Source organism: Ignatzschineria sp. F8392 (genome assembly GCF_002252045.1).
In the GTDB taxonomy this organism is placed as follows: Bacteria; Pseudomonadota; Gammaproteobacteria; order Cardiobacteriales; family Wohlfahrtiimonadaceae; genus Ignatzschineria.
Window position 1 is genome coordinate 808,899 of record NZ_NEFF01000001.1, and the last position, 26,049, is coordinate 834,947.

Sequence of the window (26,049 nt, forward strand, 5' to 3'; positions counted from 1 at the left end):
ATTAGCAATGTACTAGTAACGTATTACTGTAAAAGAACTGTAAAAGAGTGGAGGGCGTGATGATTGATAGTGCTATGATTCTCGCTCTCTCGATCTTTATTTTTACAATGATACTGGTGATTTGGCAACCGAAAGGATTAGGAATTGGATATAGCGCCTCATTGGGCGCTATTTTCGCATTAGTTACCGGGACAATTGCGCTTTCAGATATTTGGATTGTCTGGGGGATTATTTGGAATGCTGTTTTAACCTTTATTGCGATTGTTATCATTACCATTGTTTTAGATAAAGCCAATTTCTTTCAATGGGCAGCACACCATATCACTCGTTTTGGTGGTGGCGTTGGCTTAAGACTCTTCTTTTTGATGATGCTTTTAGGCGCCTTGATCTCCGCTTTTTTTGCCAATGATGGTGCCGCGCTGATTTTAACACCGATTGTGATGGCAATTTTAGTGAAAGCGGGGGTCAGTCGTGCTTCAACATTGGCTTTTGTGATGGGGGCAGGATTTATTGCCGATACGGCAAGTCTCCCTTTTACAGTCTCTAACTTAGTAAATATTGTTTCTGCTGATTACTATGCGATCTCATTTGGGCGTTATGCGTCAGTTATGGTGCCGGTCAATATCGTCTCTATATTGATGACGATGTTAGTGTTAGGGCTCTTCTATCGCAGAGAGATCCGATTTCAATATCAACTTTTAGGTAATGAGCTTCTCCCTAGTAATGTTATTGAAGATAAACCTCTTTTTTGGGCTGGCTGGGTAACGTTGATTCTTTTGCTGATCGGTTTTTTTATCTCTGATCACTATAAGATCCCGCTCAGTGTGATCGCCGGTGCCGGCGCGCTCTTTCTTCTCTATGTTGCCGGGAAACGGGGTGTAGTAGCACCTAAAAAAGTGCTTCTATTGGCGCCTTGGCAGATTGTTCTCTTCTCTTTGGGGATGTATCTGGTGGTCTTCGGTTTAAGAAATGCCGGACTGATGGCGTATCTGGTAATACTTCTTAATCAGTTAGTTGAAGCAGGGATCTGGAGCGCAACGATCGGGACCGGGCTCTTGTCGGCGCTTCTATCATCGGTCATGAATAATCTTCCTACCGTTTTAATTGGCGTTCTCTCAATCGATAGTTCTATTGCGACAGGTGTGACGAAAGAGGCAATGGTTTATGCCAATGTGATTGGTAGTGATCTCGGACCTAAGATTACACCGATTGGTAGTCTAGCAACCCTGTTATGGTTACATGTATTGAGTCAGAATAATCTCAAAATTACTTGGGGTTACTACTTTAAAGTGGGAATTGTCTTAACATTACCTGTATTGTTAGTCACCCTTGTCGCTCTGGTTATTCGGTTATCGTAGTTGCCGGGATCTTCTCTTTGATCTCTTCCGGCGTGCCATAGAAGATATCATCAATATACCAACGCTTTGAGAGATGCTCTGTTCTAACAAAGAGCTCATCATCGATCTCTTTTCCTAAGCAGGCTTTAGCAATGGGGGAGTTGACGGAGGAGTAATCTTTATGATGCGCGATCTCATCTGCACCAACAATGCGAAAAAATAGGCGATTTTCATCATCATCGACTAAGGTGACCCAAGCGCCAAAATAGACTTTTCCTTCCTGTTGAGGAGAGTAGGGAACAGGGCGAAGAACCTCAAGACGCTTCCGAAGATGCCGAACGCGACGATCGATTTCACGTAGTTTCTGCTTATTAAACTGATAGTCGGCATTTTCCGAGCGATCGCCTAATCCGGCAGCCCAAGTCACCTTCTGTGTGATCTCGGGGCGTTCAATTCGCCAAAGATAATCGAGCTCCTTTTGCAGAATCTCCATCCCTTCTTGTGTGATTAAGTTGATAGCCATGATAAACCTCTGTTTTTGATCTATTTTTTAATCTCTATTTCTTAATCTCTATTTCTTTCTACCACGTGTTCTTGGTCGATTATTTCTACCTCGGCGATTATTGGTCGAGGTATTTGAGTTGGGTGTCTGATTAGTATTAGGGCTCAATCCTTGGGTTAAATTTTGGATAAAATTACCATCTGATGATTGACCTAATCCCCCTGGAACGCCGAAAGGATCGCGATTTCTTCTACGATTTTCCCGCGCGATATTTGCTTCAAATGAGCCTGACTCAAAGGGGAGTCGATTTTTATTGACGATCTCATCGTGATTATTGCTGAAGAAATCGCTTTGGCTCTCACCTTTTGGCGCCGATTGAGCGGAAGGTGTTGGTTGATTCTCTCGATCATCCCGGCGACGACGAGCTGTGCGCGGCTTGACTTCACGTTTGACGCGTTCTTGACGCTTAACACGTCCACGGCGTGGTGTTCGTTCTTCACGTGTACTATTTTGAGCGCTCTGGGTATTCTCTTGAGCATTCTCTTCAATATTATTGGTGGTTTGAGATTGTGACTCTACTCTATTTTCGGCTACTTTTGCCTCGTGCTCTTCAGTGGCTTCAGGAGCAGGATTATTTTTAGAGGTGCGTGCTCTATGATCTCGGCGATTGCGTTGGTCTCTACCATCACGATTCTCTCGATGATTGTTATTTCGATTACTCTCTCCACGGCTTTGACGCTTTGGTGGTTTGATATCGACCATTTCGATAGGAAGATGAAGGTCGGGGTACTCTTCAAAGAGTGCATCGACCCATACCTGGTCATTTTCAGAAGCGATCGAGATAAAGTGTTGTGGGTTAAATTTTTGCTGAACAAACTGTAAGCGCTCCTCATATTCAGCATAAACAGTAGGAAAATCGAGGAAGAAGACGGCATCACATTTTGTAATCTTATCCGCAAAATCTTGAACGACACGATGCATTAAAATCAAGGTGTTAAATTGCCCTTCATGATAGCGATCAAAGAGACTATTGGCTGTTTCATCATCGATCTTTTCATGCACAATACGGCTACGAATACGCGCACGATAGAGATATTTCTCTAATAGGCGAGCTGATTGTCGATTGTGGGTGATCACTAATACATCTTGAAGATTATGTTCTCGGATATAATCACGAATATATTGACGCTGTAAATTTCTGGGAACCATTGCAATAAAGGTGCCACCTGTACTCTGTTGCTCTTTTGAAGCGGTCGACTCTGCGTCTTTTTGAGTCTCTTTCTTTGCTTTCTCTTTTATCTCTTCTTTTACTTCTTTTACTTCTTTTACCTCTTCTTTGCTCTCTTCCTTTTTATGGCTACTAAGACTAATTTTCATCCCTTTCTTAGCTGCAGGTTTTGTATTCGATGAAGGTCTAGTCTCTGCTGTTGCTGATGCTATCTCTTCAATATCAACATCAATATCGTTATTAGCTTTAGCTTTAGTTACAACTTCTACCTGGCTATTAGGAACATTGATAATATTGATATTAACGGCTTTTTCTATTTTTTCCTTCGGAAGAGAGGCTAAGATCGGCTCGCTAATTTCAGAAAAACAGGTAGCTAGAAAATAGGAAGGATGATTTTCAAAACTTTCGATGAGATAACTGCGATTTTGTTCTTCGAGGAAGAAGAGATCATCGATAAGTGCAATCGGTACTGCTTGATCGACAATGATACAGTCGAAGTTTGCTGGATTGAAGGGTTGTCTGCGCATCGCATCGAGTGAGAAGAGAGTATAGGGCGCGATAATGAGATCAGAAGCTGAGATATTGATAGGCTTATCCGCATCTTTTGGAAATAGTGTGTTGACGCTCAGTTTAGGATCGAGTGCTTCAAGAAAGAGCTTAAGGAAGATGGTATCACTGATAGAGCGAGTAATAATTAAACCGCTCGTGAGTAACTTCAGAGTGAAGAGTCGAGAGAGTTGAACCAAGATAACCGAAGGTGGAAGAATCTCTTCTACCTCTAAAGGGGCTTTCTGCTCTAATAGGGACTTTCCTCTGACAGAGAAGGTGTTCCAACGTGATAATATCGTCTCTTGTGTCGAATTCATATAATCTTTTTCTAAGTTGTCTTTGTGGTTGTAATTTTAATTGTGATTGTAGTTGTAGTTGTCATTTAGGTCCCTAATAGGACTTAAATATCTATCTTAAGTATCCATTAAGTATCTACCAACTAGGTATTTAATATGTATCAATATAGGAGAGAATCAAACTTCTTCTTTTTCTTTAGATTCTGCAATAAACCATACACTTACTCTTAAGAGCTTGCTTTAACCTTGGTCAACTTTAATCTTGATCAACACCGATGTTGATGCGATTAATTTTGATGAAGAACAAGATATCGACCAATAAGGCACTACAGCTCTCTACTGTTTAAATTTTTTAAAATTTTTTTTAAATTCTTTAAATTTTTACTCAAAACTCTTTTAACAATTCTTTCAAAATAGACTTCTAAATTGCTTAAAGTTCTGTAATTCTCTTTTTGAGATCGATGCCTGCCATTTAATGGGGAAGCAACGTTATTATTTGTACTTAATTTTTATTTAGTTTTAGTTTGAGCTCTATCGTTTGAGCTATTTAACCTTGAGTTATTTCACATTTTAAGTTTTTTAGCTCTCTTCTCAATGCTTATAAACTTGCTTTAATTTTGTAGCATTTAAGGATCGAGACCACTTAATAAATCTTCTCATTGGAGTAGTGATTTTATAATATGACGATTGAATGAGTATTGTAAATCGATAACGATATAAAATCTCTCTATAAATCGATAGGTGAAGCGCTAGATCAAGCATTATATTTCGCTATCAAGTTTATATCTCTATCTTCTATCCCTGTCTATGTTTATGGATATTAATGGTGTCAAAGTAATAGATCGTAACATCGTTATCTATAATGTCATTTAATCTAATCTATAGGAGATTCTATAATAGATCTTATGCTTTAAGCGTGCGGTTGCTATTTTAAGCAGTCTCTATTTAAGTGTTATATCTGGTATAGATATTATTCATACTTGATCTGCTTTATAGCGCTCTATTTATCGCCACCTGCAATCGATAGATGTGACACTCAACTTCAATCTTTGATAACGCTTTATAATTTAGCACGATAAGGGTAGAATGAAAAGCTCGTATTTGAATATATAGTGTCTACAACAGTATCTACCATTCCGGGCTCCGGAACGACTTATGGGAAAGGATTGATAAGAGTATGAAGCGAATCTACTTTTGGTTGAAATTGGCGATTTGGTTACTGATTTTTGCGGTAATGTTTATCATTTTCTATGTGAATCGTCATAGTGATGTCACCTTCAATTATCTGTTAGGTGAAGCAACAATTAATACCTCCCTCTTTATCTGTATTGTCTTTATTGTGGGGGCGATTTTTACAATCGCTGTTCTTGCATTGCTCAATGTTTCTCGACTCTTCCAACATCTCTCCCTGAAAAGCTCTGTGAAGAAGCTTGAAAGAGAGAATGCAGAGTTAAAGCGTAAAACGCATGTACTTTAATCAATAGAGCTTTAATAGAGCATGAGTGAGATGGATCAGTTTTTAGAGGAGCAGAGCGATTTTGATTTCTAGAGTAATCGGTATAAGCGCCACAACCTCTCTACAAAAAAGAGCCTCTTCGATAAGCAGATTCCCCTACCATGATCGTGATAGGGGAGTCATTGTTGCAATTTAATTATGCTTGAATATATCTGGTTACTTCTACCATTAGGCTTACTGATTGGCTGGCTTGCAGCGAAGCGAGATAACGTCAAAAAGCAGAAGATGCTCCGTTATCTCAATCTCCGCTACTTTATTGAAGAGAGTCAGGAGGTCGATGAATCGTTACTAACGCTCCCTCCAGATTTCGATGCTGATAACTTACGATTTAGCCTGATGTTAGGGGATCTTTTTAGAAAACGAGGAGAGATCGATAAAGCGATCAATCTTCATGAATACTTGATTAAGGAAGCTCCTACGAAAGCATTAACGGAGAAGGTCTATCTCTCTTTAGCGGAAGATTATCTTGCTGCCGGCATGCTTGATCGTGCCGAGAGTACACTTCGTCAACTTCTTGAGTCGGCAGAGTATCGAGATCTTGCTCTCCTCAAGTTAACAAAGATCTATAAGCAGCAACGAGAATGGTTGCAGAGTATTGCGATGCTCGAGCAGATGGAGTCGCTCACACCTCTTTTAAAAGCAGAGATGGCACATCTCTATTGTGAATTAGCGGAAGAAGCATTGGCAGAGAAGAGTGCAACAGGGTTAGAGCGCGTGATGCTGTGGCTCGATAAAGCTTATAAGGCAGATAAAAACTGTGTTAGAGCAACTTTGATTCGAGCTTATGGCCTCTATCAATATGAGCAATATGCCTTAGCCTTAGAGACATTATTGGAGATTGAGCGACAAGAGATTAAGCTGATTCCACTTATTGTTCCGATCGTTTATGAACTCTACCATCTACAAAGTCGAGAAGAAGATTTTCTCACTTGGTTAGAAGCGGTGATCGCTAAAAATCACCATATTATGTTAAAGGTTTGGAAGACGCATTACCTTATTTTGCATCAATCATTTGAGGCGGGGATCAATTATCTACAATCATCTCTCAAGCGAGATCCTAATTTATTGGGGCTAACAATTCTCAATCAACTACAAAAATATTGTCAAGAGAGTGAATCTGCGCGATTGATCGATCAAACATTTCAGGAGATGCTCGATCGTTATGCGCAGTTTCAGTGTGATTCTTGTGGCTATACGACAAAGACCTTACAGTGGAGTTGCCCAAGTTGCTTTGAGTGGAATCGCTCTATGCCGGTAGAAGATATCGTCGCGTTAAAAGTTAAACATCACGGTTCCGCTTAAATTTTGCCTCTCTTTTACTCAAAGAGCGACTAATTTTAAAACAGCACTTTGAGGGAGGTGATTGTATAGCTTATTCTTTTTCTCCTTATCTTTATGTAAAGATGAATTAAGCACCTGAATTAGGCTCTCTTTTCGAAAAAGAGGTGTATAATGTGCGCGTAATAGATGAGGCTGATATTGAATCTCTAATCTCGAATCTCGAATCACGATAATCTCTAACCTTGGATAATATCAACAATGATTAATATCGATATTATTTTGAGGACTATTACTGCTAGGTAACTTTACAGAAGGGTCATTATAGATACGATCTTTCTGCTCTTGTTTCATCGCTATAATAGGGCAGCCTCTCTAGTTGTACCGCTTTTTTATTACTCTTGAGAGACCTCTAATGAAAGAAGATAATCTGTTATACCATCTTGAAGATCGACCTCCCTTTTCAATCTCACTCCTCCTTGCCGCTCAGCACCTACTTGCTGCACTCGGCGGTATTATCGCTGTTCCCTTAGTGATCGGTAGCGCCTTAGGCCTTCCTAGTGCCGAAAAAGTGGCCTTAGTGAATGCCGCGCTCTTAGTTTCTGGTGCAGTTACCTTTGTTCAATCTCGAGGAATTGGTCCTATCGGGCTTAAATTGCCGGCTGTAATGGGGACAAGTTTCACCTTCGTAGCATCAGCTATCGCAATCGGTAATAGCGAATATGGTGTTGCCGGGATTTTAGGATCTTCATTAGTTGCTTCTTTAGTGATGATTATTGGCAGCTTCTTTATGCCACAAATTCGTAAACTCTTTCCACCTGTTGTCACCGGTACAGTGGTTGCAATGATCGGTTTAAGTCTTCTTCCTGTAGGGTTAGATTGGTTTGCCGGCGGGCAGGTGGGCTCTCCACAATATGCTTCAGGCCCTAATCTTTTAGTTGCTTTCTTTGTGCTCTTTGTGGTGATTGCTTTGACGCAGTGGGGAAAGGGTATTTTAGCATCTGCATCAATAGTGATCGGAATGATCGTTGGCTATTTGGTGGTGATTATTTTAGAGAAGGGCTTTGGCTATGAACTAGGTTTAGTCGATTTCTCAGGTGTTGAGTCTGCTAAAGTTTTCGCGCTTCCATCGCTCTTTGAATATGGTTTTGCCTTTCCAATCTCCGGCATTATCGGAATGAGTATCGCTTATCTTGTAACGATTGTTGAATCGAGTGGAAACTTCCTCGCACTAGGTGAAGCAACGCAGACTAAAGTAACCGGTAAACGGATGAAGGCAGGAATCTTATGTGAAGGATTAGGGTCAGCGCTTGCTGCTTTAATGTCCACGACGCCTTTTTCAACCTTTGCACAAAATATCGGCATCATCTCTTTAACAGGCGTTGCAAGTCGTTTTGTGGTTGCAATGGCAGGAATTTTACTTCTCTTTGCCGGCATCTTTCCTATCTTCGGTGCATTAGTTGTTTCGATCCCTCTTCCTGTCTTAGGGGGTGCGGGATTAATGATGTTTGCGATGATTATCGCTGCCGGGATTCAAGTTTTAGGACGTGTTGAGATCAATAAACGTAATGGCTTAGTCATCTCTGTCTCATTGGGATTAGGCTTGATGGTAACGATGCGCCCAGAGGTGTTAAATGCACTTCCTGAGTTTGTTCAGGTAATCTTTAAATCAGGTATTACCGTCGGTTCGCTCTCAGCTTTGATCTTAAATCTTATTCTTCCCGGAAGAGAGATTGTAGCGGATGATGAGGCAGAAGCTTAATCGATCTCCAGTAGCGACCAATGCCGGCCAAACTTACTCGATTGAGTTTGATCTGACTTGATTAGGTTTGATCGGATTTAATCACTCTTTAAGATTTAATGAGATTTAACAGTAAAGGCGAAAGTATGAGGATTCATGAATCTCACTGGCTTTCGCCTTTTTACAACTGCATTTTATCAAATTATAAAGATAAACTACTCGACAGTGAGTGATTTAGCGAGATTTCTCGGTTTATCGATATCCTCTCCTCGTTGTAGTGCCGCATAATAAGCGATTAGTTGGATCGGGATGGTAAAGAGGATAGGGCTTAGAAGATCACTCACTTCAGGTAGATGCATAATATGGGCACCTTTGAGATCATCTAGTGGCACCTTGCTATCGGTAATAATAAAGAGTTGACCTTTACGCGCTAAAACCTCATGAAGATTGGCGCGGACCTTTTCAAAGAGGGCATCATCTGGGAGAAGAGCGATAATAGGCATCTGATCATCGACAAGTGCAAGCGGCCCATGCTTCAACTCTCCTGATGGATAAGCTTCTGCATGAATATAGCTGATCTCTTTAAGCTTCAATGCACCTTCAGCTGCTATGGGGTAATGAATCCCGCGACCTAAATAGAGTGCGCTAGTTGCTTCTAAGAAGAGTGTTCCCCATTGACTTGCAAGTTCTTGGCAATTAAAGCTCTGAATAATCATCGCCGGTAATTCCCGCATCATCTGCAGATTATTCTTCGCCTCTTTGGAAGAGAGCTTTTCCTGGCTTATGGCAATGCTATTGGCCAATATAAAGAGGCTCATGAGCTGTGTTGTAAAGGCTTTTGTAGAAGCAACGCCCACCTCGATTCCTGCTTCGGTATAGAAGTAACAATCACTCATACGGGGCAGTACGCTCTCTTTGACATTACAGATAGAGAGCGAACTCATTGCGCCAAGCTCTAATGCATGTTTCAGCGCTTCGATTGTATCTAATGTCTCACCCGATTGAGAGATGGTTATCACTAGCGTGTTCTCTTCAACAATCGGTGTGCGGTAACGATATTCACTGGAGATCTCTACAAGTGTTGGGATTTTGGCAATCTCCTCAAACCAATATTTTGCGACTAAGCCGGCAAAGTAGGAAGTCCCACACGCAAGAATCTGGATTCGCTGGATTTGAGGGAAGAGTTTGATCGCCTTTTCTCCAAAAAGTGTTGGGGAGAAAGGTGAGTGATCTGCATCTGCCATTGTTTTCGCCATTGTATTTTCCAAGACGACTGGCTGTTCGAAGATCTCTTTGAGCATAAAGTGTTGATATGTGCCGATATCGAGCTTCTCTAATGTGAGATCGGAAATTTTAATTTTATCTGTAATCTCCTCAGAAGAGAGTGCTTCTCCTTGGTAATTAAAGAGCGTCGGTTCACCACCGGCACGTAAGATAGCAAGATCCCCCTTCTCTAAATAGAGAAGACGATTTGTCTCTGAGATTATCGCCGCAATGTCGGAGGCGATGTAGTGGCTCTCTTTTCCTAATCCGATGATTAAAGGGCATCCTTGAGCAGTTGCGATCAGTTCATTAGGATTGTTTTGGTCTAAAACTAAAAATGCATAATTACCGCTAATAGTTGCGATAACATGCTTTACTGCTTCTAAGAGCGAATCATGTTTTGTGGAGGATTCATGTAAAAGGTGCGCTAATACTTCCGTATCTGTCTCTGACTCAAAGTGATAACCGATACTTTGAAGGCGTTGTTTATGTTCATCATAACCATCAATAATCCCATTGTGGACAATCATTAAATGACTCGATTGATGAGGATGAGCATTTTCGATAGAGACGCCCCCGTGTGTTGCCCAGCGAGTATGGCCGATGCCGATAGAACTCTCATAAGGAGAGGCTTCTTGGAGCAGATTTTCAACACGACCTACAGCTCTGAGTCGTTTTAAATCATTTTTGTCTAAAAAGGCGATACCGACAGAATCGTAACCTCGGTATTCGAGCTGTTCTAAGCCGTTTAATAGGGTGGGAAGGATATTCTTTTGCTGACTAATGATTCCAAAAATTCCGCACATTGTTCGCCCTTTTATTAAATGTTATTACTGTATTAAATATCTATAAATATCTATTAAAGAGCGTATTTTAGAGGGAAAGCAGGATAATTTCTAATTAAAATTTTTAAAAACTAACACTTTTTTACTGCTCGAGTATGGTTGAGAGAGGGCAAAGAGCCAAATAGAGCTAAAATAGTAGAGGGATCTATAGAGAAGAAGGCGCAATAAACGATAAAAATTTAAGCTATTAGAGGGAAGGAGATCATATTCTTCGGGATATCTTTTGCAATAGCGGGGAAAAGTCCCTATTATTGAGATCTATTAGATGTATAGACCTTTTCAAAAGATGAGAAGATATTTAATCTAGATTGAGAGAGCTTAAGAAAATTATGGAACTTATAAAATACAGCACACTTATTGAAGAGCCTTGGAAAAACGGGTTAGGGACAACCCGTCAAATTGTTATTTGGCCATTAGATGCGGACCTTAGTAATTTTGAGTGGCGTGTGAGTGCTGCCGCTATCATCTTCCCAGGTCATTTTTCTCACTATCCAGGCGTCTCTAGAAGCTTAAGCGTTCTCTCAGGAAAGAGTGCCGAGCTCAAATTGGGAGAAACAAAACAGACACTCTCTTATCAAGGGCCTATTGTGACCTTTGATGGCGGTGATCATGCGGAAGTGTTAAGTGCTGATGGTCCCGTTTTAGATTATAACGTGATGAGTCGTGATGCCGCGGTAGAGCATGAGCTTTCCTGCGTGACGTTAAAGAAAGAAGAGGTCTATAACCGTAAAGGGGACTTTACTTTAGTCACTGTTTTCAAAGGTTGTAATCTTATTTTTGAAGGGGAAGTGGTTTACCTTGCTGAATATGATTCCGTCCTGTTTAAGAAGCATGATGGCGCTGATCTCGTTTTTGAGAGTGCCGATCCAACAACATCGATGTTAATTACCGAAGTTTGGTATAAGTAGTTGCGTATTTAAGGGATTCATTTTAAGGTTTTTAGCAGCAGTTTTTATGAATGATTTTAATTAAAAAATGTAAGACTGACCGCGTAACTCTTATCAATGGATAAGATTAATCGATAAGAATAAGTTAGAGCTGCAATATCTTTAGATGTTGTAGCTTTTTTCTATCTGGATTTTACCTTTATGGTTGTAGATAGCGAATCATCTCACCTAGACGCTTTCGATCGATTAAGATCACATCAAGCTTAATCGCCGCCTCAATAGCCGCTTTAGTAAAACCACTATTGGTAATCACAATAATACGATCAAGCTCATAGAGATCTTTCGCTGTATAGATCTCTTGAATAGCAGAGAGAGGAACGTTTCGGCTCCATCTTTTACATTGAAAACCATATTTGAGCTTCTCATGTTCAGCATAGACATCGAGCCCCTTATCATTACTATAAGGGGAGACGCGAATCTTTTTAAATTGATAGAGATGGAGAAGGTTAGCAACATAATGTTCAAATTTCTCCCCATCCATCTGATCGATCTCCTCTAAGGTATAGCTCGCAGTGCGTCGATCTTTCTCATATTCTCGACGGAAGATATTGAGTGAGATAATTTTTCTACCCATTCGTAAAACAAGATCGCCGATTGCTTTAAATGTAGGAATGATAGGGATAAGCGCCATAATACTTGGATAGAGTGGATTAACATGGCGAAAGAGCGCAATATAGAGCAGAAATCCGGCCCAAGCGGTCGTAATCATAAAAGCTTCTGATGCGGAGAGGTAGAGCCAGCGACCGATACTGACAATAGGGATCAGTAGAAGAAGCGTAAAGTAGAGAACGCCAAGATAAGCAACCCAATGATTTTCAGAGTGAATAAGGGAGAGCCCCATTAGGGTTAAAACCGAAAGGGTAATCAATGGCATTGTGATATAGCCAAAAAAATATTTTGATATTGTAAATGCGCACTTCATCGTTATTAATTTTCTACTTTTCTGCGCAAACCTTGATTTAAACTAGCTTAAGAGAGATTATTCTACCATAAGATTATCTGATTAATCTCAAAAAAGATAAAATCGGACTTGAAAAAGTGATTTTTATTAAATTTAAGGAAGGATTAAGGAAGAATTTAAGAAAGGAATTTGATAGAGCTGTTACAAAGAGCGTTGCTAGCAATAAAGCGGGAGAGGGGTAAAGAGGAAAGATAATGGTGAAAAGAGAAGATCCCGTTTAATTAGTGCGCAATTATAAAGATAGTGTTGACAGATATCGTGATACTATATAGAATTCCTTTCTAGTTCAGGACATATAGCTCAGTTGGTTAGAGCACAGCACTCATAATGCTGGGGTCGGTAGTTCGAATCTACCTATGTCCACCAAACCAGTGGTTTTAAATAGTAATTTTAAGGCCACAAAAAATTAGGACATGTAGCTCAGTTGGTTAGAGCACAGCACTCATAATGCTGGGGTCAGTGGTTCAACTCCACTCATGTCCACCAACACAAAAAGCCCACTTTTTAGTGGGCTTTTCTTATTGCTTCAAAAAAAGTTTATACCTTTTTTTATACCTTTAGTTTTTATTTTTTACACCATATCTTTCAGTGTAGATATTTGACCATTTTTTGCGCTCTATATAATTTCTTCCTTTTTTAGTATTAATTGCCATCCAAGCTGCAAATTCTTTTTTGCACCACCCGGAAGCTCTTTCTCCAATTTTTACTTGTTTAGGGAAGTGGTCTTTTTTAATTTCACTATAGATTGTTGAAACGCTTATATTGAGTTTTTCAGCTAATTCTTTTACGGTGTAGTAGCCAGAAATTTTACTTTCTTGGGATTTAATCATGTTTTCCAGGATTGTAACTTTATCTAATATTTTTTCGAGCATCTCTTGATTGTTTTGGGCTAACCGATGCTCATTTTCAAAATAGTGTAGAAAACCATGCAAGCTCATTGTTGTACCTCCAGATTCTTAGCTTATTCAATATGAAATTACTTTTTTAGAGAGATTTGATTGGGTAGTTTATTTTTAGAAGGGCAGGTCATCATCCTCAACATCAAAATCTGTATTTTGAGATATTTTATTTTGATGGGGGTGACCAAAATAATCTCCTACCATTGATTGGTCATCGACATGTTGATTTGCTGGGTTGGATGGACTGCCTCCATTTCCAAGCATCTGCATCTCATTAACATGGATCTCTTTTGAGTAGCGTTCGATGCCATTTTTATCGGTATATCTATTGGTTCGAATTGAGCCTTCCACATAAATTTGGCTTCCTTTTTTCAGGTATTGCCCGGCAGTTTCAGCTCTACGGCCAAAAAAGATTACACGGTGCCATTCTGTTCTTTGTTGTGGTTCGCCGGTATTTCGATCTCTCCAACTTTCTGATGTTGCTAATGAGATAGTGGTCACAGCAGTTCCGGTAGCTGTATAACGAACATCAGGATCATTGCCGAGTCGGCCAATTAAAATAACTTTATTGATTCCTCGTGCCATATCTGTCCTCATCTAAAAAGATGACTTTCTATCAATATAATCTTGTAGTTTGTTTCTCTTCCAATCTAATTCCATTCGAATTCGATCTATCTCAGCTAAAATATTGCCTCTCTGGTCGATGATCTGATAAATGAAGAGCCCATTTCTTTTTTTGCTTAAACGGTTTAGCAGGCATCCATTTTCTCGGAGGTGATTTTTAACTGTATTGTTGATCCAGTAAGAGGTTCTATCTCTGCTATCGGTCATTGACATTGATAAGCCTCCTTTTAATGAAATATTTTCTTTTGGGTGACTGTTGCACCTCTTAATTCGTTAATACAAATTTTGATGAGTCCGTGATGCTTGTGTTGATAGACAATTGCTTTCCCACAGCTACTTTTTGCTTTAACCTTAAATTTAAAGCCATTCAGGTACTCTATTTCTGCTGATGTTGTATCGATACGCTTGATATCAGATTCTGATTTAATGATGAAAGTTTCTTTATAAAATGATTTTAGAAACTGGATTCTTTTAGTGAAATTTGAGTTCTTACTATTAAAGAACGCTTCGATAGTGCTAGTCCCTGGCTTTACGGTTGCATTGATACCTAAGTTATTGAGTTCAACGCTTGTTAAAAAACCATCTTTATAAGCTTGCATTGCAGCATCGATAAGATCATGAAAGTTGAGTTTTTGTTCTTGAGTTTCATTAGTCTTTGTATCTTTATTCATTTGTTACTCCGATTAAAACTAAAACAGAATCACTTGATGAATTCTTCTTTCACATGAGCAGATTTCATTATTCATAAATTGCTGAATAGTGAATAACTCACCACAGTTAGAACATTTATAGTTGCGTTCAGGGCAACATTTTTTTGCTGTAATTTGCGTTACGTGTTTTCTGTAACACCAGTTGCATTGATAGATTTTTATAGAGTTGCTTGCACTGATTTTGACATGTTCGCAACATGCTTCTGCTTCATTTTCTGAGTCATGATTGTTACCACATATAGCGCAAGAGTAGATGACATGATTGCAACAATCTTGAGCTTGTTCTTCCTCTTTATAAGACCTACCACAAACTCTACAGGTGAAGCCTTTAGGATCTTCTGACTCTAGTATTGTTCTGTATCCCTCTCTCATTTATGCCACCCATTTTCTCTCTAAAGTGATCTTCGGCGCGTTAGCGATTGTTGATTGTCTCTCATAGCTTTTTTGACGGTTATTGATAAGTCGCTTTGCGCTATGAAGTCCTGCAACTAAGATTTGTTGATGCTTTCTGCGCGTGTTGAAAAATGACATACGCGCAAGCTTTTGCTCTTCATGTGCAATTACATCTCTGATTTGCTCGAGAGAGAAGCCTACGTGGGCTTTGGCGATTTCTATCTCTCTATAAAGACGTTTATCTTTAGCGATGCGTTTGTTCTCTAATCGACGTTGGATGATTTTCCTGATTGCTTGTAAGATTTTCATATTTTAGCTCCTGTTAAAACTGAAAGTTTCTTAAGTAGCTATAAATATTACATAAGTAACAATTTAAATCAATACATATGTAACAATATTTTTGAGGAGCATAAAAAAACCGCCGATTGGCGGTTTAAATTAAGTATTTATCTCTTAAATTTACTTATGATTCTAAGATTTTGATAAAATAGCACATCTAAAATCAAATTTTCTTGGTCTATCTTATAAAAATAATATTTAAAAACATCAGGATTTTCTCCAGAATAATCGCTGTATTCTTGTTTAACTGAAAGGAAAAATTCATGTATAAGTGATTCGTAGTTGTTTAATTTATTGTTATACTCTTGATCTTCATCATCGATTAAGAAAAGAGGAATAATACCAATATCACCATTAAATTTTTCATTATATTCATGATAGTATAATCCTCTAAAACACATTTCTAGTGTGTTAATTAGTCGAGCTCTATTTATTTTGACACCAAACACATGCATAGTTTTTTGTGATTCAAGATTGGTTAAAATAACAGGAATAGCGCTTTTTTTTAATTCTGCTATGCGTTTAGGGCTGCGATTAAAGCTTCTAGAGGTTTTACTCTTTAGTATTGCTAGTCCTGTAGAGTTAGCTGAGAGTGTCATTGATAAAATATCTCTTAAATACTCATCGTTATTAGATTTAGCATTGTTATGTTCCTCACAGGACGGGACCGTAATTAAATTTTTTCTGTGATTATTGCCTTGAATAGTATTGTCTGAATATTCAGGGAATAAGCATTTAGGCGGTATATGCTCTCTAGTTGTTCCAATATTATCGCACATATAGCAAGTTTTAGTTTCCGTCATAATATTCTCCTACTGGTAATAGTTGATACTTGTTTTATTCCATTTGCTTTAAGCATTGGCGATTAAAAAAACCTTATAGATTGCTCTATAAGGCTTTTTAAAAGGGTAGTTATATCATCTCGGTATTACGATTGGAAACCCTCGTAATCCATAGTCCTTTGCATAAATTGTGTTTCCATTCTTATCTTTTTTAGATGCTCTAAAGATAAGTCGATGCCCTTTAGGGACTTTTAGTTTGTTTGGATTTTTCATCACAAACTCCTTTATCAAAAAGGCGCTGTTGAAAAACTTAACCAAACACTGTACTATGTTTACTCTCACATAAACCATCATGTAACAATGTTGGGGTAAGAAGCTAACGATGCGCTTATATCGTTGGCTTTTTTTCTCTTTAAAAATAATATTCATAAATTTGATCTTAATAATCTGTTGTCCAGTAAAAGTCTATCGAGTACTGATAGCCTTTTAACTTCCAAGAAAAAACTTTTTCCATAAAAATATCTGCAAACGTATTTGCTTGCCATTCGGCATCTTCTTCCTTTGTTGGCTTCGCACTTTTTTCATCGTGAAGGACCGGTTTATGAAAAAGTAGAAGATGTCCTATTTCATGTAAGACTGTATGTATAGAGTCATAATCTTCTTTGCATACACCTTCGTATATGGACTCAGGTATATACGCGGTCATAGTTTCTGTATCTGCTATGCCAGCAGTGAGAAAATTCCACGTATGATTTTCTTCTATAGATATCGTTATACTGAATTTATCAGATAGCGTGTCAATTATATTTGAAATAATCTTTTCAGGGGGAAGAGTCACGTCTATATTTAAGACATCTTTTCCTAATAGGTTATCTATATACCTACTGATAGTTTTTCGATCTAAAGGGGTCACTCGATGCCCCAATAAAGAGTATTCTTCTTGATTTGATTCATTCAAATTACTTCTCCTTTTGGTTATTTAGTCTTTCCATTAAGCCTGCTATTTCTTCAAGTTCTTTTTGTGTAAAGTTTGATTTTGCAAATCCTGAGATCAATAGTTGATGAGAGAAAGGTAAGTCTTTAATGTCGACACTTTCATTGGCAATATCAGCATATTTAGCTAATTGATCACCAATATCTAAACCATGATCGTTAAAATATTTGCTTATATTTTCTGTCCATGTGCTCGGTATTTTTTTTCTTCCTGTTTCTAGCCCACTCAAAAAAGCTGATGATACTCCTAAGGTATCGGCCATTTCTTTCAATGAGACACCTATGTGTAACCGAGATTTTCTTACAATGCGTCCAAACTCAGTAATTCTCATATATATACTCCTTAATTAATAAACGTTAACTAAATTGATTTATTAATTTACCAATCTGGTTAACTGAAAGTAAGGCTATCATGTATATGGTGTGAATGTCAACATGTTAGTTGTTTTTATTTTTTAGGCAGTTTTTAGTATCTATTAATAAAAAAACCTAATAAAAAAAACCGCCGATTGGCGGTTAATTCATTAAGATGAGTAGGATTAATTAAAGTATCACATCTTTAAGTTCTAGCTCTTTGTATACAGAGCTTTCTTTATTTTTCCGACCAGCTACTCTGATTTTGACATCAGACTTTTGTAGTAAAGATTGCATTAGCAGGGTACTTTTATTTTTCTCATGCAGAGAGGAAAAAGGGGCAGTTATTATTAGATCTTGATTGATAGAGGTAACATAAACTTTAAGTTTCCATTCTGAGCTATTGTCAGTACTATCTTTGGTAGTGCTTATTCCTAAAATTTTTACGCACCACTCTTCATCGAAAGGCATGTAAGTTTTATTGTCTTTTTTTACTAATTGATTGGCTTCCTCTTTATTGAGTGTGATCCCATTAAAGTTTGTGGACTCAGCTTGAGTTGATGCTTTTAAGATAATTTCAGGTAATTCTTCAGTGTTTAATTGGTGTAATGAGTAAATTGTAGGGTCATGTTTAGCTAACTTATCTATAGTTTCAGTTAACTGTTGAATTACAAGGTCTTTGTCTTTAGACATTTCAGCAAAAATATCAAGCTGTTTATCTTTATAAGCAGATTCTCGTTCATCTTTTTTGGAATCTAAATATTTTTGATACATATATTTGGATGTCCATGATGCAATAATGATTATTGCAAGTATAAATATTTGCACAGGTGTCATGATATTTAATATCTCTGTAATTATTCCCACCAGGAGAGTTGTCAAGTCAAATGTTATTTGACTACTTCCTTTATCTATCCGGAATGGCATGTCTAGTCGATGCTTATCATGATCTGTAAGTCTCCCTATATTAGGTGAGCCGTAAGCGACTAGGGCATAGGATCTATAAATTATTTTTTGTAGATCTACTAAAGTGGTTGATAGATTGTAAGGAATCGTTTGATCATATTCATCTCCGGATAATGTGAGCTTAAATAGTGGACGCATGGCTTTAATTTCTTTAATAAGGTCATCCACCGAGATATTAATATCATCTATATTTTTTATATTTTCAAGCAAAGTGTATATGTTATTAATATCTTGCATGCCACTATTTGATGTCATAGGAGTCATCCTTTATAAATATTTGAATGTAAGACTTGATAGCGAAAAGGTGATTATAAATATAATTTAATACAGCGATTTTGGGTTAAAGCAATACCGAATACCAAAAAACACGACCTAGCACGGTAATATCTTCAAGACGCTTAATGATTGGTTTATAGCTCGGATTGTATGATTCTATCGATATCTCGTTACCAGAAACCCATCTTAAAATTTTAACCTGTAATAATCCGTCGTTATTGATAGCGTAAATTTTGCCATCTTTGATCTCTGTATCTGACATATCTACTGCAACGGTACAATTGTCAGGGATAACTGGCTCCATACTATCCCCGGTGGCTATAACGCATGCTGCAGATTCAGGGCTAACGCCTCTATTTTTTAGAGTATATTTACTGAACCTTAGCTTTTTCCTAGAGTAATCTTCTAATGCAAAACATCCATCTCCAGCTGATAGATGAATATTCTTAAAGTAGGGAACCTCTATTTCATGGGGCTGTAGAGGGGTTTCATCATCCCATGGATCAATGCCTAATGTTTCATTGTTTCTAACATTAGAATCTTGGGACTTATGTTTTATATCGACAGATTTCCCTTGTTCTGTACCATCTTTTAGCCATTCTGCAGATACACCTAAAGCATTTGCGATTTCTACTAAAAACTTAGAGCTTTCATTTCTCCCATTTTCTAGAAATGTAATTGTTGATGTAGATACTCCTGCCATCTCTGCAAGCTTCTCTCTAGAAAGTCCTTTTTCCTTACGGATCTTTAATAGTCTCTCTCTAAGCATAATCTTTCCTTCTATTGTTACTCTTTATTATTAGTCTAGTTACATCAGTAACAACTAGCAATGTACATAAGTAACAATTAGGGGTGTTTTATTTGACTTGTAATATTACATAGGTAACAATAATCGACGTAATTAATTTTTATTCTCTATGACGTGAGGAAAAATATGGTTTCTATTGAAGAGATTATTGAAAAGGCAGGAGGAGCAAGAGCGCTTGCAGAAGCTCTGGGAATAACAAGACCTGCAGTCTTACATTGGAGATCAAGAGGATTAAAGGTTCCTCCCATTGTTCATGCTGAAATTATTGAGGCAGTAACGGGAATACCTAAAGAGAAAATTTGGGTTGATTATTATGAACGTTTGAAAAACTTAAAGAGGGAATCAAATGGGTAGAGTAAAGTTTACGATCCATGGATTTCAGCAGAAAAAATTGATTGAGGCGGGATTAGATAATAATGACGCGCTAGTAATGAGCGTCATTAAAGATATGTACGCTTCTGCTTCAGTTGAAAGTTTGATGATAAATGGAGATCGATATATTTGGGTGAACCAAACTCAATTACATAAGTTTGTACCAATACTTGGTTCATTAAAAACAGTACAAAGAATATTTAGTAAGCTGCGTAAAGCAAATTTATTAGACTCGCATGTCACGCATGAAAAGAAAGGTGTTAGAGGAACTTTCTATTTCATTAAGCCTACGCAGCTATTTGATGATCTTACCGAATACGTAGCTGAAGTCAATACTCCCTTATTGCAAGGGGGTGGGACAAATTGTCCTAGAGGGGTAGGACAAAATGACGGAGAGGGGACGGACAAAATGTCCAGAGGTGGTAAGACAAAATGTCCTAACAAAGACTCTTCCACAATAGATTCTTCTACAAGAGACTCTCTTTCTTATGATCGTAATGAGCTGATCAAAAAATGGAATGCCGTCGCACCGAGAAAAATTAAAAGCATCATTCCTGGAAGTCCACGAGATAGATCGATTAAGGCGCGTATCAGTGAATATGGACTTGATGCGCTTTATGAAGCGATCGATAAGATTCCCAATAGTGATCTGCTCTCAGGGAAAGTTGTTAATCCTAAAACTGGAAAACGTTGGAGGATGACGCTTGATTGGTTTATCGGTCCGAGTAACTTTCAAAAAGTGTATGAGGGTAATTACGATCCAGATCCTGATGATGATTGCCAAACGAATGAGTTTGGTTCAGGAAATTATGGAGAAAATGTGATTCCCAATTTCGATTTCAGCAATGAGACAGATCGGAGGTAAGTTATGGCACAGGCATTAATCGACATCAATCACTACTTGGATCGCGTTAAACCAGAGAAGATCGATCCCCTGAAAGAGAAAGAATGGGTTGCTGATACCTATGACTATTGCGACATTCATGGCGAATATGTGAGTTCTGAGAGAAGAGGATTAGAGTTAAGAGGAATACCCCAATGCCCTCAATGTGCTGAGGAATCCCGCAAACGCGCAAGATTGGGTGGGCTTGATGGAATAGCGAAACGTTTTCAAAGATGTAGTTTTGATAATTTTCAAGTTGTCAACAAACAGCAGAGCGTTATTAAGGGCGCGTTATTAGATTTTGCTAAACATTTTTCAAACCATCTAGAGATGGGAACGCCAGTTCTTTTGCTTGGTGGTGTAGGGACAGGAAAGACACACTTGGCATCGGCAGTTGCGAACAAGATTGCCTTGGAAGGCTATGACACGATCTTTCGATCAGTGAATCAAATTATTCGTTCTATGCGAGATCGATGGGGCCAGTCTGGGGGAGAAGAGAAGCTGTTGGATGTCTATCGTTCAGTAGATCTTTTAATTATCGACGAGGTGGGTGTTCAGGCAGGAAGTGACAATGAGCGCAATATCTTATTCGACATCATTAACAGTCGCTATGAAGAGATGAAGCCCACAATTATGATTTCCAACTTAGATCTTGATCACTTTACGAAGACAGTTGGATTACGAATTGCGAGTCGGATACAACACGACGGATTAACACTAGTTTTTGATTGGAAGGATTATCGCAAGGGAGCTTAGAGATGAGTTGCAAGATAGAAAAACAATTAATGGATATTGGATCTCAAGTTATTAAAGAGGATGGCCCTTTAGGAATGGTTAATTTTGTAAGAAAGTTAATTATTGCAGCAGCCGCAACTGCCGACCTAATCGATATGAGAGATATTTCAATTGAGCTATCAGATGATCAGGCTGTTGATTTTAAGATTCGCTCAATCAAAACGCCAGTGCCGAAAGATATTCACTAGGAGGTCGTAATGAACAAGATAACGATTAAGTTCTGGGATGTAGAGCGTCAAGAGTATGCGCCTGATTCTTTGTCTGAGAATCTTCTTGTAAACGAGAAGGGAGATGTTTTTATAGATGTTGATAGTGGGTTGTCCTATCCAGTTGGTGGAGACTTTGAGTCTCATTTTTACAAAGATGGGGAGCGTATCGCATGAGTAAGTTCCCCGTCAAAAATGATAGACCCACTTATGGTGGGCGTAAGGAGGAGGCTTAGATGTTTAACCTCACATTACAAAATCAAGAGATCACCATGACCTCATTAGAAATTTCAGAACTTACCGGCAGTCGTCATGATTCAGTTAAAAGATCGATTGAAAGATTAGCCGATATGGGCATTATCGTCCGTCCACCAATGGTGGTTGAACGTTCTTATGACAATTTAGGACGCAGAAGACTTACGGACGTTTTGGTTTTTTCAGGTGAAAAGGGAAAGCGAGATTCGATTGTCGTCGTGGCGCGTCTATCTCCCCAATTTACTGCTCGTCTTGTTGATCGATGGGCAGAGTTGGAAAAGGAATCGAAAAAGCCAAAACTTCCTGATTTTACAGATCCGGCAGAGGCAGCACGTGCATGGGCAGATCAAGTTGAAGCGAATCAAATTGCATATCAGAAACTGGAAGAGCTTAAGCCCAAAGCAGAGTTTGTTGAGCGATATGTTCAAGGACATGGATTGATGACGTTTAGAGAGGTTTGCAAACTCTTAGGTGCTAGAGAAGCTGATTTTAGAGCATTTTTAGTGAGTGAAAAGATCATGTATCGCTTGAATGGCAATTGGGTTGTCTATGAGCCTCATTTGGCAACAAAGCGATTTGAGCATAAAACAGGAATCGCTCCTAACGGCAAGACCTTTAGTAACTTCTTATTTACCCCTAAAGGTGTTAGTTGGATTACTGAAAAGTGGCATGAATTTAATGATATTCAAGAGGCTTAAAAGAGTAAAACAGCGCCTCTTTTAAATGTTGGCGCATCTAAAAGAGGCAGTAACAAAACGAGCTTGTTACCCAAGCATTGCGCAGAATGCAAGGCTGTCCCTGCAGGGACGTCAATATTAGTACATTGACAGGTAACTTATGAAAAATAGGAAAATTTCAGAAATAAGATGTGTTAGATGCAATAAGAAATTGTGTGAAGGGGATGTGATTGTTTTAGAGATTAAGTGCCCTCGATGTAAGGCAATTAATGTTATTAACATCACTAAAAATTAAGTAAAACCAGAGCATCATGAATGCCTTAACTAGAACGCCTTTGAGTGTCTTTTTGAGGTTTATTCATGAAGAGATATTCAAAGTCACCGCTCCCATTTTTAGGGCAAAAGCGTAACTGGTTAAGAGTGCTAGAGCAGATCGATTTTTCAAATAAGACGGTTATCGATCTCTTCGGCGGTAGTGGTCTTATCTCACATGCTATTAAGTATCACAATCGAGATATTCAGGTGATCTGGAATGATTACGACAATTTTAAGAAACGACTCGAAATGATTGCAGAGACTGAAGCGTTAAGAAAGAGATTGTATAGAGCAGATATTAAAAAGCATCAGCGGGTTAATGATCTGCAAAGGGAAGAGCTCAAGGTGTTGATTGATCAACATTTAAAAGAGTTTGGGCGCGTCGATTGGATCACTGTATCGAGTTGGTTACTATTTGCCGGGAATTACGCGCATGACTATGACGATCTGATGGGGAGAACCTGGTATTACCAGGTAGTAAAAACACCATTAAATGCTGATGGTTACTTACAAGGCGTGGAGAGAAGAAGTTGTGATTTTAGGGAGTTGCTTGCCGAATATAGAGGCAAAGAAAACATTCTATTCATTGCAGATCCGCCATACATCATGACCAATCAAAAAGGATATGTCTCAAAAGGGGGAGATTTCAGACTGAAAGATTGTGTGGAGTTAATAAAGGAGATCCATGATCAGCCGGTACTATTTTTCTCAAGTCCTAAAAGCGAAACAGATTCGTTATTAGAAGTCTTTCCTCCAGAGAAGATTGAGCGCAAAGAGTTCTCAACGAGTATCGGCACTAACAGAATTTATGAGCACTTATATTTGATCAATATGAGGGAGTAGATGGGAAAGGTAAAAATGAAGGTAAGGATCGGTTCAGATCCTTATCGTTTAATTCAGAGCATCCAAGGTTTATCGCCGGAAGATGTCGATCAATATATCGAAGAGCAAGCAAGAAAGATCGCATATAACGATGCAGTGAAAGAGATCAGCAATCAGCCTCCTCGGGGCGGAATGCATGAAGCGGGCGTAAGGATGAGAAGAGTCAATCTATCGGCAAAAGAAAGACTGCCGGGAAGACTAAGACAGCTATCGAAATACAGAATCAAAGTTCATCGAATGATAGAGCTTGGTGATGGGATTGTAGAGATAACAGGGGAGCGTTTATAAATGAAAAACATCATGTTGGATATTGAAACATTAGGTAGTTCATCAAATGCAGCAATCATATCGATTGGAGCGGTCTACTTTGATAAGCAAGGTCTTGGGAGAGAGTTTTATCGTAATATCGATTTTGATTCATCATTACTGGCCGGCGGAACAGTTTGTGGGGAGACACTTAAATGGTGGTTTCAACAGAATGAATATGCGCGTAGCTCTCTATTAACGAATCAGAAGCCTTTGCGCGATGTATTAATAGAATTTCGGGAGTTTTGTGCTCCGGATGCAAAAGTCTGGGGAAATGGTGTCGGCTTTGATAATACGATTCTCGCAAGTGCATATAAGCGACTCTATATGAATACTCCATGGGCTTTTTACAATGATCGCTGTTATCGCACGATAAAGAATCTCTTTTCAGATATTGAGTTAGAAAGGCTCGGTATTCATCACAATGCATTAGATGATGCGAAATCACAAGCCAATCATTTGATTGCGATTGCGAATCAGTATGGAGTTGAGCTGTAGATGACTAGGAAAGAGATTAAAGAGCTTCTGCAGAGTGTTATCGACGATCCAAAGTACATCGATACTGCGACAGAAATTCTTATGCAAAGTATGCAAGCAATTGCGCTTCCAGATCTTCGGCAATGGCTACTAGATGGCAATGTTCCGTGCATGATTCGATTAGATGACTGCCAGGGTTTTGGAGATCAACGCGCACATGTTCGGATTGCCGGCAATACAGGAATGGGATTCAAAGCACCAGATCCAATTTTTGCATGGTCATGTTCAAGTTGCCATCGAAAAACTGAAAGTAATCCCGCGATGCGCGTTTACTTAATGGATGGTGTGGCGCGTACGCTTTTTTTATTAGTGAAATCGCTTCCGATCGTTTGTGCAAATGATGTGACGCGGAAACGAAAGAATAGGGGGATGGCATGAGTAGAAAGATCTATGACATTGTGCCAGTTCCAAAGCCTCGTATGACTAGATCCGATCGATGGAAAACTAGACCATCAACTGCGCGTTATTGGGCATTTAAAGAAGAGGTCAGGCTTAAGCGAGTAAAGGTGCCGGAGAAGGGCGCGCATATAACATTTGTAATGCCTGTGCCGAAGTCTTGGGCAAAGAAGAAAAAGGCGGAATATTTAGGAAAACCGCATCAACAGAAACCAGATGTAGATAATCTTGTAAAAGCTCTTTTGGATGCGATCTATGATGATGACGCGCATGTGTGGGATGTTAGAGCAACAAAGATCTGGGGTGAAATAGGGAAGATTGTTGTAGAGGAGGGTGGCAGTGAGTAGAAGAGATCTAAATCAAGCAAAAGCAGTATTAGAGGCTTGGGCATATTGGAAACTCAATACAGATGGCTTTCCAAAGAGAAGTTCTATTGCGCGTATTGGTGAGATACGTGGGGAAGCGAATGGTAGCCGTTTGCCAGATGGGGTAGAACAGGATCGTTTAGCTCAAGATGCAACTTTCGTATTTCTTTCTATGAGAAGAGATCCTAACAATAAAATCAGCCTGAAACACAGGGACATTCTTCAGCAGTTTTATCTTGAAAGAAAAGAGGGGGAGACAGTAAGAGGATTATGTAAGAGACTCGGCAAGTTTGATCATAACGAGTATTCGGCAGCAATTAATGAATTTGCTCATAAGTTGGATATGTATTACTTGATACAGGATATTGTGGAGATAGAACAAAGAATGGGGCGGAGATAGTTTTTAATATTTATAAAAGAGTATTTTATTGATATAAGAAGCTATATTAACTT

32 protein-coding genes and 2 tRNA genes are annotated in these 26,049 nt (G+C 38.8%); 20 read left to right on the top strand and 14 right to left on the bottom strand.

The features are described from left to right. Nucleotides 1-74 precede the first annotated feature (74 nt). Nucleotides 75-1,358, top strand: a complete 1,284-nt coding sequence (locus B9T19_RS03425; protein ID WP_094567378.1) for an arsenic transporter — start codon at nt 75-77, stop codon at nt 1,356-1,358. On the opposite strand, the gene greB is transcribed toward B9T19_RS03425, so the two are convergent. Further along, on the bottom strand, nt 1,342-1,860 hold the full coding sequence (gene greB / locus B9T19_RS03430; protein WP_094567170.1) for a transcription elongation factor GreB: 519 nt from the start codon (nt 1,858-1,860) through the stop codon (nt 1,342-1,344). The genes B9T19_RS03425 and greB overlap by 17 nt on opposite strands. A gap of 48 nt (nt 1,861-1,908) precedes the next feature. Further along, on the bottom strand, nt 1,909-3,933 hold the full coding sequence (locus B9T19_RS03435; protein WP_094567171.1) for a hypothetical protein: 2,025 nt from the start codon (nt 3,931-3,933) through the stop codon (nt 1,909-1,911). A 1,156-nt stretch (nt 3,934-5,089) separates the two neighbouring features. Between B9T19_RS03435 and B9T19_RS03440 the strand changes: the two genes are divergently transcribed. The 3 genes from B9T19_RS03440 to B9T19_RS03455 all read left to right on the top strand — a co-directional run bounded on the left by B9T19_RS03440 (nt 5,090) and on the right by B9T19_RS03455 (nt 8,468). Continuing rightward, nucleotides 5,090-5,389 (top strand): lipopolysaccharide assembly protein LapA domain-containing protein, encoded by a 300-nt coding sequence (locus tag B9T19_RS03440; protein ID WP_094567172.1) that lies wholly within the window; start codon nt 5,090-5,092, stop codon nt 5,387-5,389. Nucleotides 5,390-5,566: 177 nt separating this feature from the next. Beyond that, nucleotides 5,567-6,730, top strand: coding sequence for a hypothetical protein (locus B9T19_RS03445; protein WP_094567173.1), 1,164 nt, complete (start codon nt 5,567-5,569; stop codon nt 6,728-6,730). A gap of 391 nt (nt 6,731-7,121) precedes the next feature. Then, nucleotides 7,122-8,468 carry a nucleobase:cation symporter-2 family protein gene (locus tag B9T19_RS03455; RefSeq protein ID WP_094567175.1) on the top strand — a complete coding sequence of 449 codons (1,347 nt, stop codon included), beginning with the start codon at nt 7,122-7,124 and terminating at the stop codon, nt 8,466-8,468. Nucleotides 8,469-8,662: 194 nt separating this feature from the next. Here B9T19_RS03455 and glmS read toward each other — a convergent pair whose 3' ends face one another. Further along, on the bottom strand, nt 8,663-10,516 hold the full coding sequence (gene glmS, locus B9T19_RS03460) for a glutamine--fructose-6-phosphate transaminase (isomerizing) (RefSeq protein ID WP_094567176.1): 1,854 nt from the start codon (nt 10,514-10,516) through the stop codon (nt 8,663-8,665). Nucleotides 10,517-10,884: 368 nt separating this feature from the next. Between glmS and B9T19_RS03465 the strand changes: the two genes are divergently transcribed. Further along, nucleotides 10,885-11,463 carry a HutD family protein gene (locus tag B9T19_RS03465; protein WP_094567177.1) on the top strand — a complete coding sequence of 193 codons (579 nt, stop codon included), beginning with the start codon at nt 10,885-10,887 and terminating at the stop codon, nt 11,461-11,463. 178 nt (nt 11,464-11,641) lie between these two features. Here the strand turns inward: B9T19_RS03465 and B9T19_RS03470 are convergent, their stop codons facing one another. Beyond that, nucleotides 11,642-12,424, bottom strand: coding sequence for a restriction endonuclease (locus B9T19_RS03470; protein WP_094567178.1), 783 nt, complete (start codon nt 12,422-12,424; stop codon nt 11,642-11,644). Between the two features lie 328 nt (nt 12,425-12,752). Here B9T19_RS03470 and B9T19_RS03475 point away from each other — a divergent pair. Beyond that, nucleotides 12,753-12,829: transfer RNA gene (locus tag B9T19_RS03475), tRNA-Met, on the top strand. A 43-nt stretch (nt 12,830-12,872) separates the two neighbouring features. Next, nucleotides 12,873-12,949: transfer RNA gene (locus B9T19_RS03480), tRNA-Met, on the top strand. 71 nt (nt 12,950-13,020) lie between these two features. Here B9T19_RS03480 and B9T19_RS03485 read toward each other — a convergent pair. The 10 genes from B9T19_RS03485 to B9T19_RS03535 all read right to left on the bottom strand — a co-directional run bounded on the left by B9T19_RS03485 (nt 13,021) and on the right by B9T19_RS03535 (nt 19,568). Next, nucleotides 13,021-13,401, bottom strand: a complete 381-nt coding sequence (locus B9T19_RS03485) for an AlpA family transcriptional regulator (RefSeq protein ID WP_094567179.1) — start codon at nt 13,399-13,401, stop codon at nt 13,021-13,023. Between the two features lie 75 nt (nt 13,402-13,476). Continuing rightward, complete coding sequence (ssb, locus tag B9T19_RS03490) at nt 13,477-13,947, bottom strand: single-stranded DNA-binding protein (protein WP_094567180.1); 471 nt, start codon at nt 13,945-13,947, stop codon at nt 13,477-13,479. A 12-nt stretch (nt 13,948-13,959) separates the two neighbouring features. Next, nucleotides 13,960-14,199 (bottom strand): hypothetical protein, encoded by a 240-nt coding sequence (locus tag B9T19_RS03495; protein WP_094567181.1) that lies wholly within the window; start codon nt 14,197-14,199, stop codon nt 13,960-13,962. Between the two features lie 14 nt (nt 14,200-14,213). Next, nucleotides 14,214-14,657: a hypothetical protein gene (locus tag B9T19_RS03500; RefSeq protein ID WP_094567182.1), complete on the bottom strand. Its 444-nt coding sequence runs from the start codon at nt 14,655-14,657 to the stop codon at nt 14,214-14,216. 411 nt (nt 14,658-15,068) lie between these two features. Further along, nucleotides 15,069-15,398, bottom strand: a complete 330-nt coding sequence (locus tag B9T19_RS03505; protein ID WP_094567183.1) for a hypothetical protein — start codon at nt 15,396-15,398, stop codon at nt 15,069-15,071. Between the two features lie 137 nt (nt 15,399-15,535). Next, nucleotides 15,536-16,231 (bottom strand): hypothetical protein, encoded by a 696-nt coding sequence (locus tag B9T19_RS03510; protein ID WP_094567184.1) that lies wholly within the window; start codon nt 16,229-16,231, stop codon nt 15,536-15,538. A gap of 418 nt (nt 16,232-16,649) precedes the next feature. Next, the gene (locus B9T19_RS03520; protein ID WP_094567186.1) at nt 16,650-17,168 is read right to left on the bottom strand and encodes an ImmA/IrrE family metallo-endopeptidase; all 519 of its coding nucleotides are present in this window, start codon (nt 17,166-17,168) and stop codon (nt 16,650-16,652) included. Nucleotide 17,169: 1 nt separating this feature from the next. Further along, a complete protein-coding gene (locus B9T19_RS03525; RefSeq protein ID WP_094567187.1) occupies nt 17,170-17,535 on the bottom strand; it encodes a helix-turn-helix domain-containing protein in 366 nt (121 codons plus the stop codon). 211 nt (nt 17,536-17,746) lie between these two features. After that, complete coding sequence (locus B9T19_RS03530; RefSeq protein ID WP_094567188.1) at nt 17,747-18,778, bottom strand: hypothetical protein; 1,032 nt, start codon at nt 18,776-18,778, stop codon at nt 17,747-17,749. A gap of 85 nt (nt 18,779-18,863) precedes the next feature. After that, the gene (locus B9T19_RS03535; RefSeq protein ID WP_094567189.1) at nt 18,864-19,568 is read right to left on the bottom strand and encodes a helix-turn-helix transcriptional regulator; all 705 of its coding nucleotides are present in this window, start codon (nt 19,566-19,568) and stop codon (nt 18,864-18,866) included. A gap of 165 nt (nt 19,569-19,733) precedes the next feature. On the opposite strand from B9T19_RS03535, the gene B9T19_RS03540 reads away from it, so the two are divergent. From B9T19_RS03540 to B9T19_RS03600, 13 genes are all read left to right on the top strand, one after another. Continuing rightward, complete coding sequence (locus B9T19_RS03540) at nt 19,734-19,961, top strand: carph-isopro domain-containing protein (RefSeq protein WP_094567190.1); 228 nt, start codon at nt 19,734-19,736, stop codon at nt 19,959-19,961. After that, nucleotides 19,954-20,844 (top strand): hypothetical protein, encoded by an 891-nt coding sequence (locus tag B9T19_RS03545; protein WP_094567191.1) that lies wholly within the window; start codon nt 19,954-19,956, stop codon nt 20,842-20,844. The genes B9T19_RS03540 and B9T19_RS03545 overlap by 8 nt, the downstream gene beginning before the upstream one ends. A gap of 3 nt (nt 20,845-20,847) precedes the next feature. Continuing rightward, complete coding sequence (locus B9T19_RS03550) at nt 20,848-21,618, top strand: ATP-binding protein (protein ID WP_094567192.1); 771 nt, start codon at nt 20,848-20,850, stop codon at nt 21,616-21,618. Between the two features lie 2 nt (nt 21,619-21,620). Then, nucleotides 21,621-21,845: a hypothetical protein gene (locus B9T19_RS03555; RefSeq protein WP_094567193.1), complete on the top strand. Its 225-nt coding sequence runs from the start codon at nt 21,621-21,623 to the stop codon at nt 21,843-21,845. Nucleotides 21,846-21,854: 9 nt separating this feature from the next. Next, nucleotides 21,855-22,040, top strand: coding sequence for a hypothetical protein (locus tag B9T19_RS03560; protein ID WP_094567194.1), 186 nt, complete (start codon nt 21,855-21,857; stop codon nt 22,038-22,040). A 59-nt stretch (nt 22,041-22,099) separates the two neighbouring features. Next, nucleotides 22,100-22,816 (top strand): phage antirepressor KilAC domain-containing protein, encoded by a 717-nt coding sequence (locus tag B9T19_RS03565; protein WP_094567195.1) that lies wholly within the window; start codon nt 22,100-22,102, stop codon nt 22,814-22,816. Between the two features lie 139 nt (nt 22,817-22,955). Continuing rightward, complete coding sequence (locus B9T19_RS10895) at nt 22,956-23,090, top strand: Com family DNA-binding transcriptional regulator (RefSeq protein WP_094567196.1); 135 nt, start codon at nt 22,956-22,958, stop codon at nt 23,088-23,090. Nucleotides 23,091-23,155: 65 nt separating this feature from the next. Then, a complete protein-coding gene (locus tag B9T19_RS03575) occupies nt 23,156-23,953 on the top strand; it encodes a hypothetical protein (protein ID WP_094567197.1) in 798 nt (265 codons plus the stop codon). Further along, the gene (locus B9T19_RS03580; RefSeq protein WP_094567198.1) at nt 23,954-24,280 is read left to right on the top strand and encodes a hypothetical protein; all 327 of its coding nucleotides are present in this window, start codon (nt 23,954-23,956) and stop codon (nt 24,278-24,280) included. Further along, nucleotides 24,281-24,796 carry a 3'-5' exonuclease gene (locus B9T19_RS03585; RefSeq protein WP_094567199.1) on the top strand — a complete coding sequence of 172 codons (516 nt, stop codon included), beginning with the start codon at nt 24,281-24,283 and terminating at the stop codon, nt 24,794-24,796. Then, nucleotides 24,797-25,213 carry a DUF1364 family protein gene (locus tag B9T19_RS03590; RefSeq protein ID WP_094567200.1) on the top strand — a complete coding sequence of 139 codons (417 nt, stop codon included), beginning with the start codon at nt 24,797-24,799 and terminating at the stop codon, nt 25,211-25,213. Further along, complete coding sequence (locus tag B9T19_RS03595; RefSeq protein WP_094567201.1) at nt 25,210-25,578, top strand: RusA family crossover junction endodeoxyribonuclease; 369 nt, start codon at nt 25,210-25,212, stop codon at nt 25,576-25,578. The genes B9T19_RS03590 and B9T19_RS03595 overlap by 4 nt, the downstream gene beginning before the upstream one ends. Continuing rightward, nucleotides 25,571-25,996, top strand: a complete 426-nt coding sequence (locus B9T19_RS03600) for a hypothetical protein (protein ID WP_094567202.1) — start codon at nt 25,571-25,573, stop codon at nt 25,994-25,996. Before B9T19_RS03595 ends, B9T19_RS03600 begins: the two co-directional genes overlap by 8 nt. Nucleotides 25,997-26,049: the final 53 nt, after the last annotated feature.

Coding starts and splice junctions, on each gene's coding strand:
- B9T19_RS03425 (WP_094567378.1), top strand. CDS start 75: ATGATTCTCGCTCTCTCGATCTTTATTTTTACAATGATACTGGTGATT.
- greB (WP_094567170.1), bottom strand. CDS start 1,860: ATGGCTATCAACTTAATCACACAAGAAGGGATGGAGATTCTGCAAAAG.
- B9T19_RS03435 (WP_094567171.1), bottom strand. CDS start 3,933: ATGAATTCGACACAAGAGACGATATTATCACGTTGGAACACCTTCTCT.
- B9T19_RS03440 (WP_094567172.1), top strand. CDS start 5,090: ATGAAGCGAATCTACTTTTGGTTGAAATTGGCGATTTGGTTACTGATT.
- B9T19_RS03445 (WP_094567173.1), top strand. CDS start 5,567: ATGCTTGAATATATCTGGTTACTTCTACCATTAGGCTTACTGATTGGC.
- B9T19_RS03455 (WP_094567175.1), top strand. CDS start 7,122: ATGAAAGAAGATAATCTGTTATACCATCTTGAAGATCGACCTCCCTTT.
- glmS (WP_094567176.1), bottom strand. CDS start 10,516: ATGTGCGGAATTTTTGGAATCATTAGTCAGCAAAAGAATATCCTTCCC.
- B9T19_RS03465 (WP_094567177.1), top strand. CDS start 10,885: ATGGAACTTATAAAATACAGCACACTTATTGAAGAGCCTTGGAAAAAC.
- B9T19_RS03470 (WP_094567178.1), bottom strand. CDS start 12,424: ATGAAGTGCGCATTTACAATATCAAAATATTTTTTTGGCTATATCACA.
- B9T19_RS03485 (WP_094567179.1), bottom strand. CDS start 13,401: ATGAGCTTGCATGGTTTTCTACACTATTTTGAAAATGAGCATCGGTTA.
- ssb (WP_094567180.1), bottom strand. CDS start 13,947: ATGGCACGAGGAATCAATAAAGTTATTTTAATTGGCCGACTCGGCAAT.
- B9T19_RS03495 (WP_094567181.1), bottom strand. CDS start 14,199: ATGTCAATGACCGATAGCAGAGATAGAACCTCTTACTGGATCAACAAT.
- B9T19_RS03500 (WP_094567182.1), bottom strand. CDS start 14,657: ATGAATAAAGATACAAAGACTAATGAAACTCAAGAACAAAAACTCAAC.
- B9T19_RS03505 (WP_094567183.1), bottom strand. CDS start 15,398: ATGAAAATCTTACAAGCAATCAGGAAAATCATCCAACGTCGATTAGAG.
- B9T19_RS03510 (WP_094567184.1), bottom strand. CDS start 16,231: ATGACGGAAACTAAAACTTGCTATATGTGCGATAATATTGGAACAACT.
- B9T19_RS03525 (WP_094567187.1), bottom strand. CDS start 17,535: ATGAGAATTACTGAGTTTGGACGCATTGTAAGAAAATCTCGGTTACAC.
- B9T19_RS03530 (WP_094567188.1), bottom strand. CDS start 18,778: ATGACATCAAATAGTGGCATGCAAGATATTAATAACATATACACTTTG.
- B9T19_RS03535 (WP_094567189.1), bottom strand. CDS start 19,568: ATGCTTAGAGAGAGACTATTAAAGATCCGTAAGGAAAAAGGACTTTCT.
- B9T19_RS03540 (WP_094567190.1), top strand. CDS start 19,734: ATGGTTTCTATTGAAGAGATTATTGAAAAGGCAGGAGGAGCAAGAGCG.
- B9T19_RS03545 (WP_094567191.1), top strand. CDS start 19,954: ATGGGTAGAGTAAAGTTTACGATCCATGGATTTCAGCAGAAAAAATTG.
- B9T19_RS03550 (WP_094567192.1), top strand. CDS start 20,848: ATGGCACAGGCATTAATCGACATCAATCACTACTTGGATCGCGTTAAA.
- B9T19_RS03555 (WP_094567193.1), top strand. CDS start 21,621: ATGAGTTGCAAGATAGAAAAACAATTAATGGATATTGGATCTCAAGTT.
- B9T19_RS03560 (WP_094567194.1), top strand. CDS start 21,855: ATGAACAAGATAACGATTAAGTTCTGGGATGTAGAGCGTCAAGAGTAT.
- B9T19_RS03565 (WP_094567195.1), top strand. CDS start 22,100: ATGTTTAACCTCACATTACAAAATCAAGAGATCACCATGACCTCATTA.
- B9T19_RS10895 (WP_094567196.1), top strand. CDS start 22,956: ATGAAAAATAGGAAAATTTCAGAAATAAGATGTGTTAGATGCAATAAG.
- B9T19_RS03575 (WP_094567197.1), top strand. CDS start 23,156: ATGAAGAGATATTCAAAGTCACCGCTCCCATTTTTAGGGCAAAAGCGT.
- B9T19_RS03580 (WP_094567198.1), top strand. CDS start 23,954: ATGGGAAAGGTAAAAATGAAGGTAAGGATCGGTTCAGATCCTTATCGT.
- B9T19_RS03585 (WP_094567199.1), top strand. CDS start 24,281: ATGAAAAACATCATGTTGGATATTGAAACATTAGGTAGTTCATCAAAT.
- B9T19_RS03590 (WP_094567200.1), top strand. CDS start 24,797: ATGACTAGGAAAGAGATTAAAGAGCTTCTGCAGAGTGTTATCGACGAT.
- B9T19_RS03595 (WP_094567201.1), top strand. CDS start 25,210: ATGAGTAGAAAGATCTATGACATTGTGCCAGTTCCAAAGCCTCGTATG.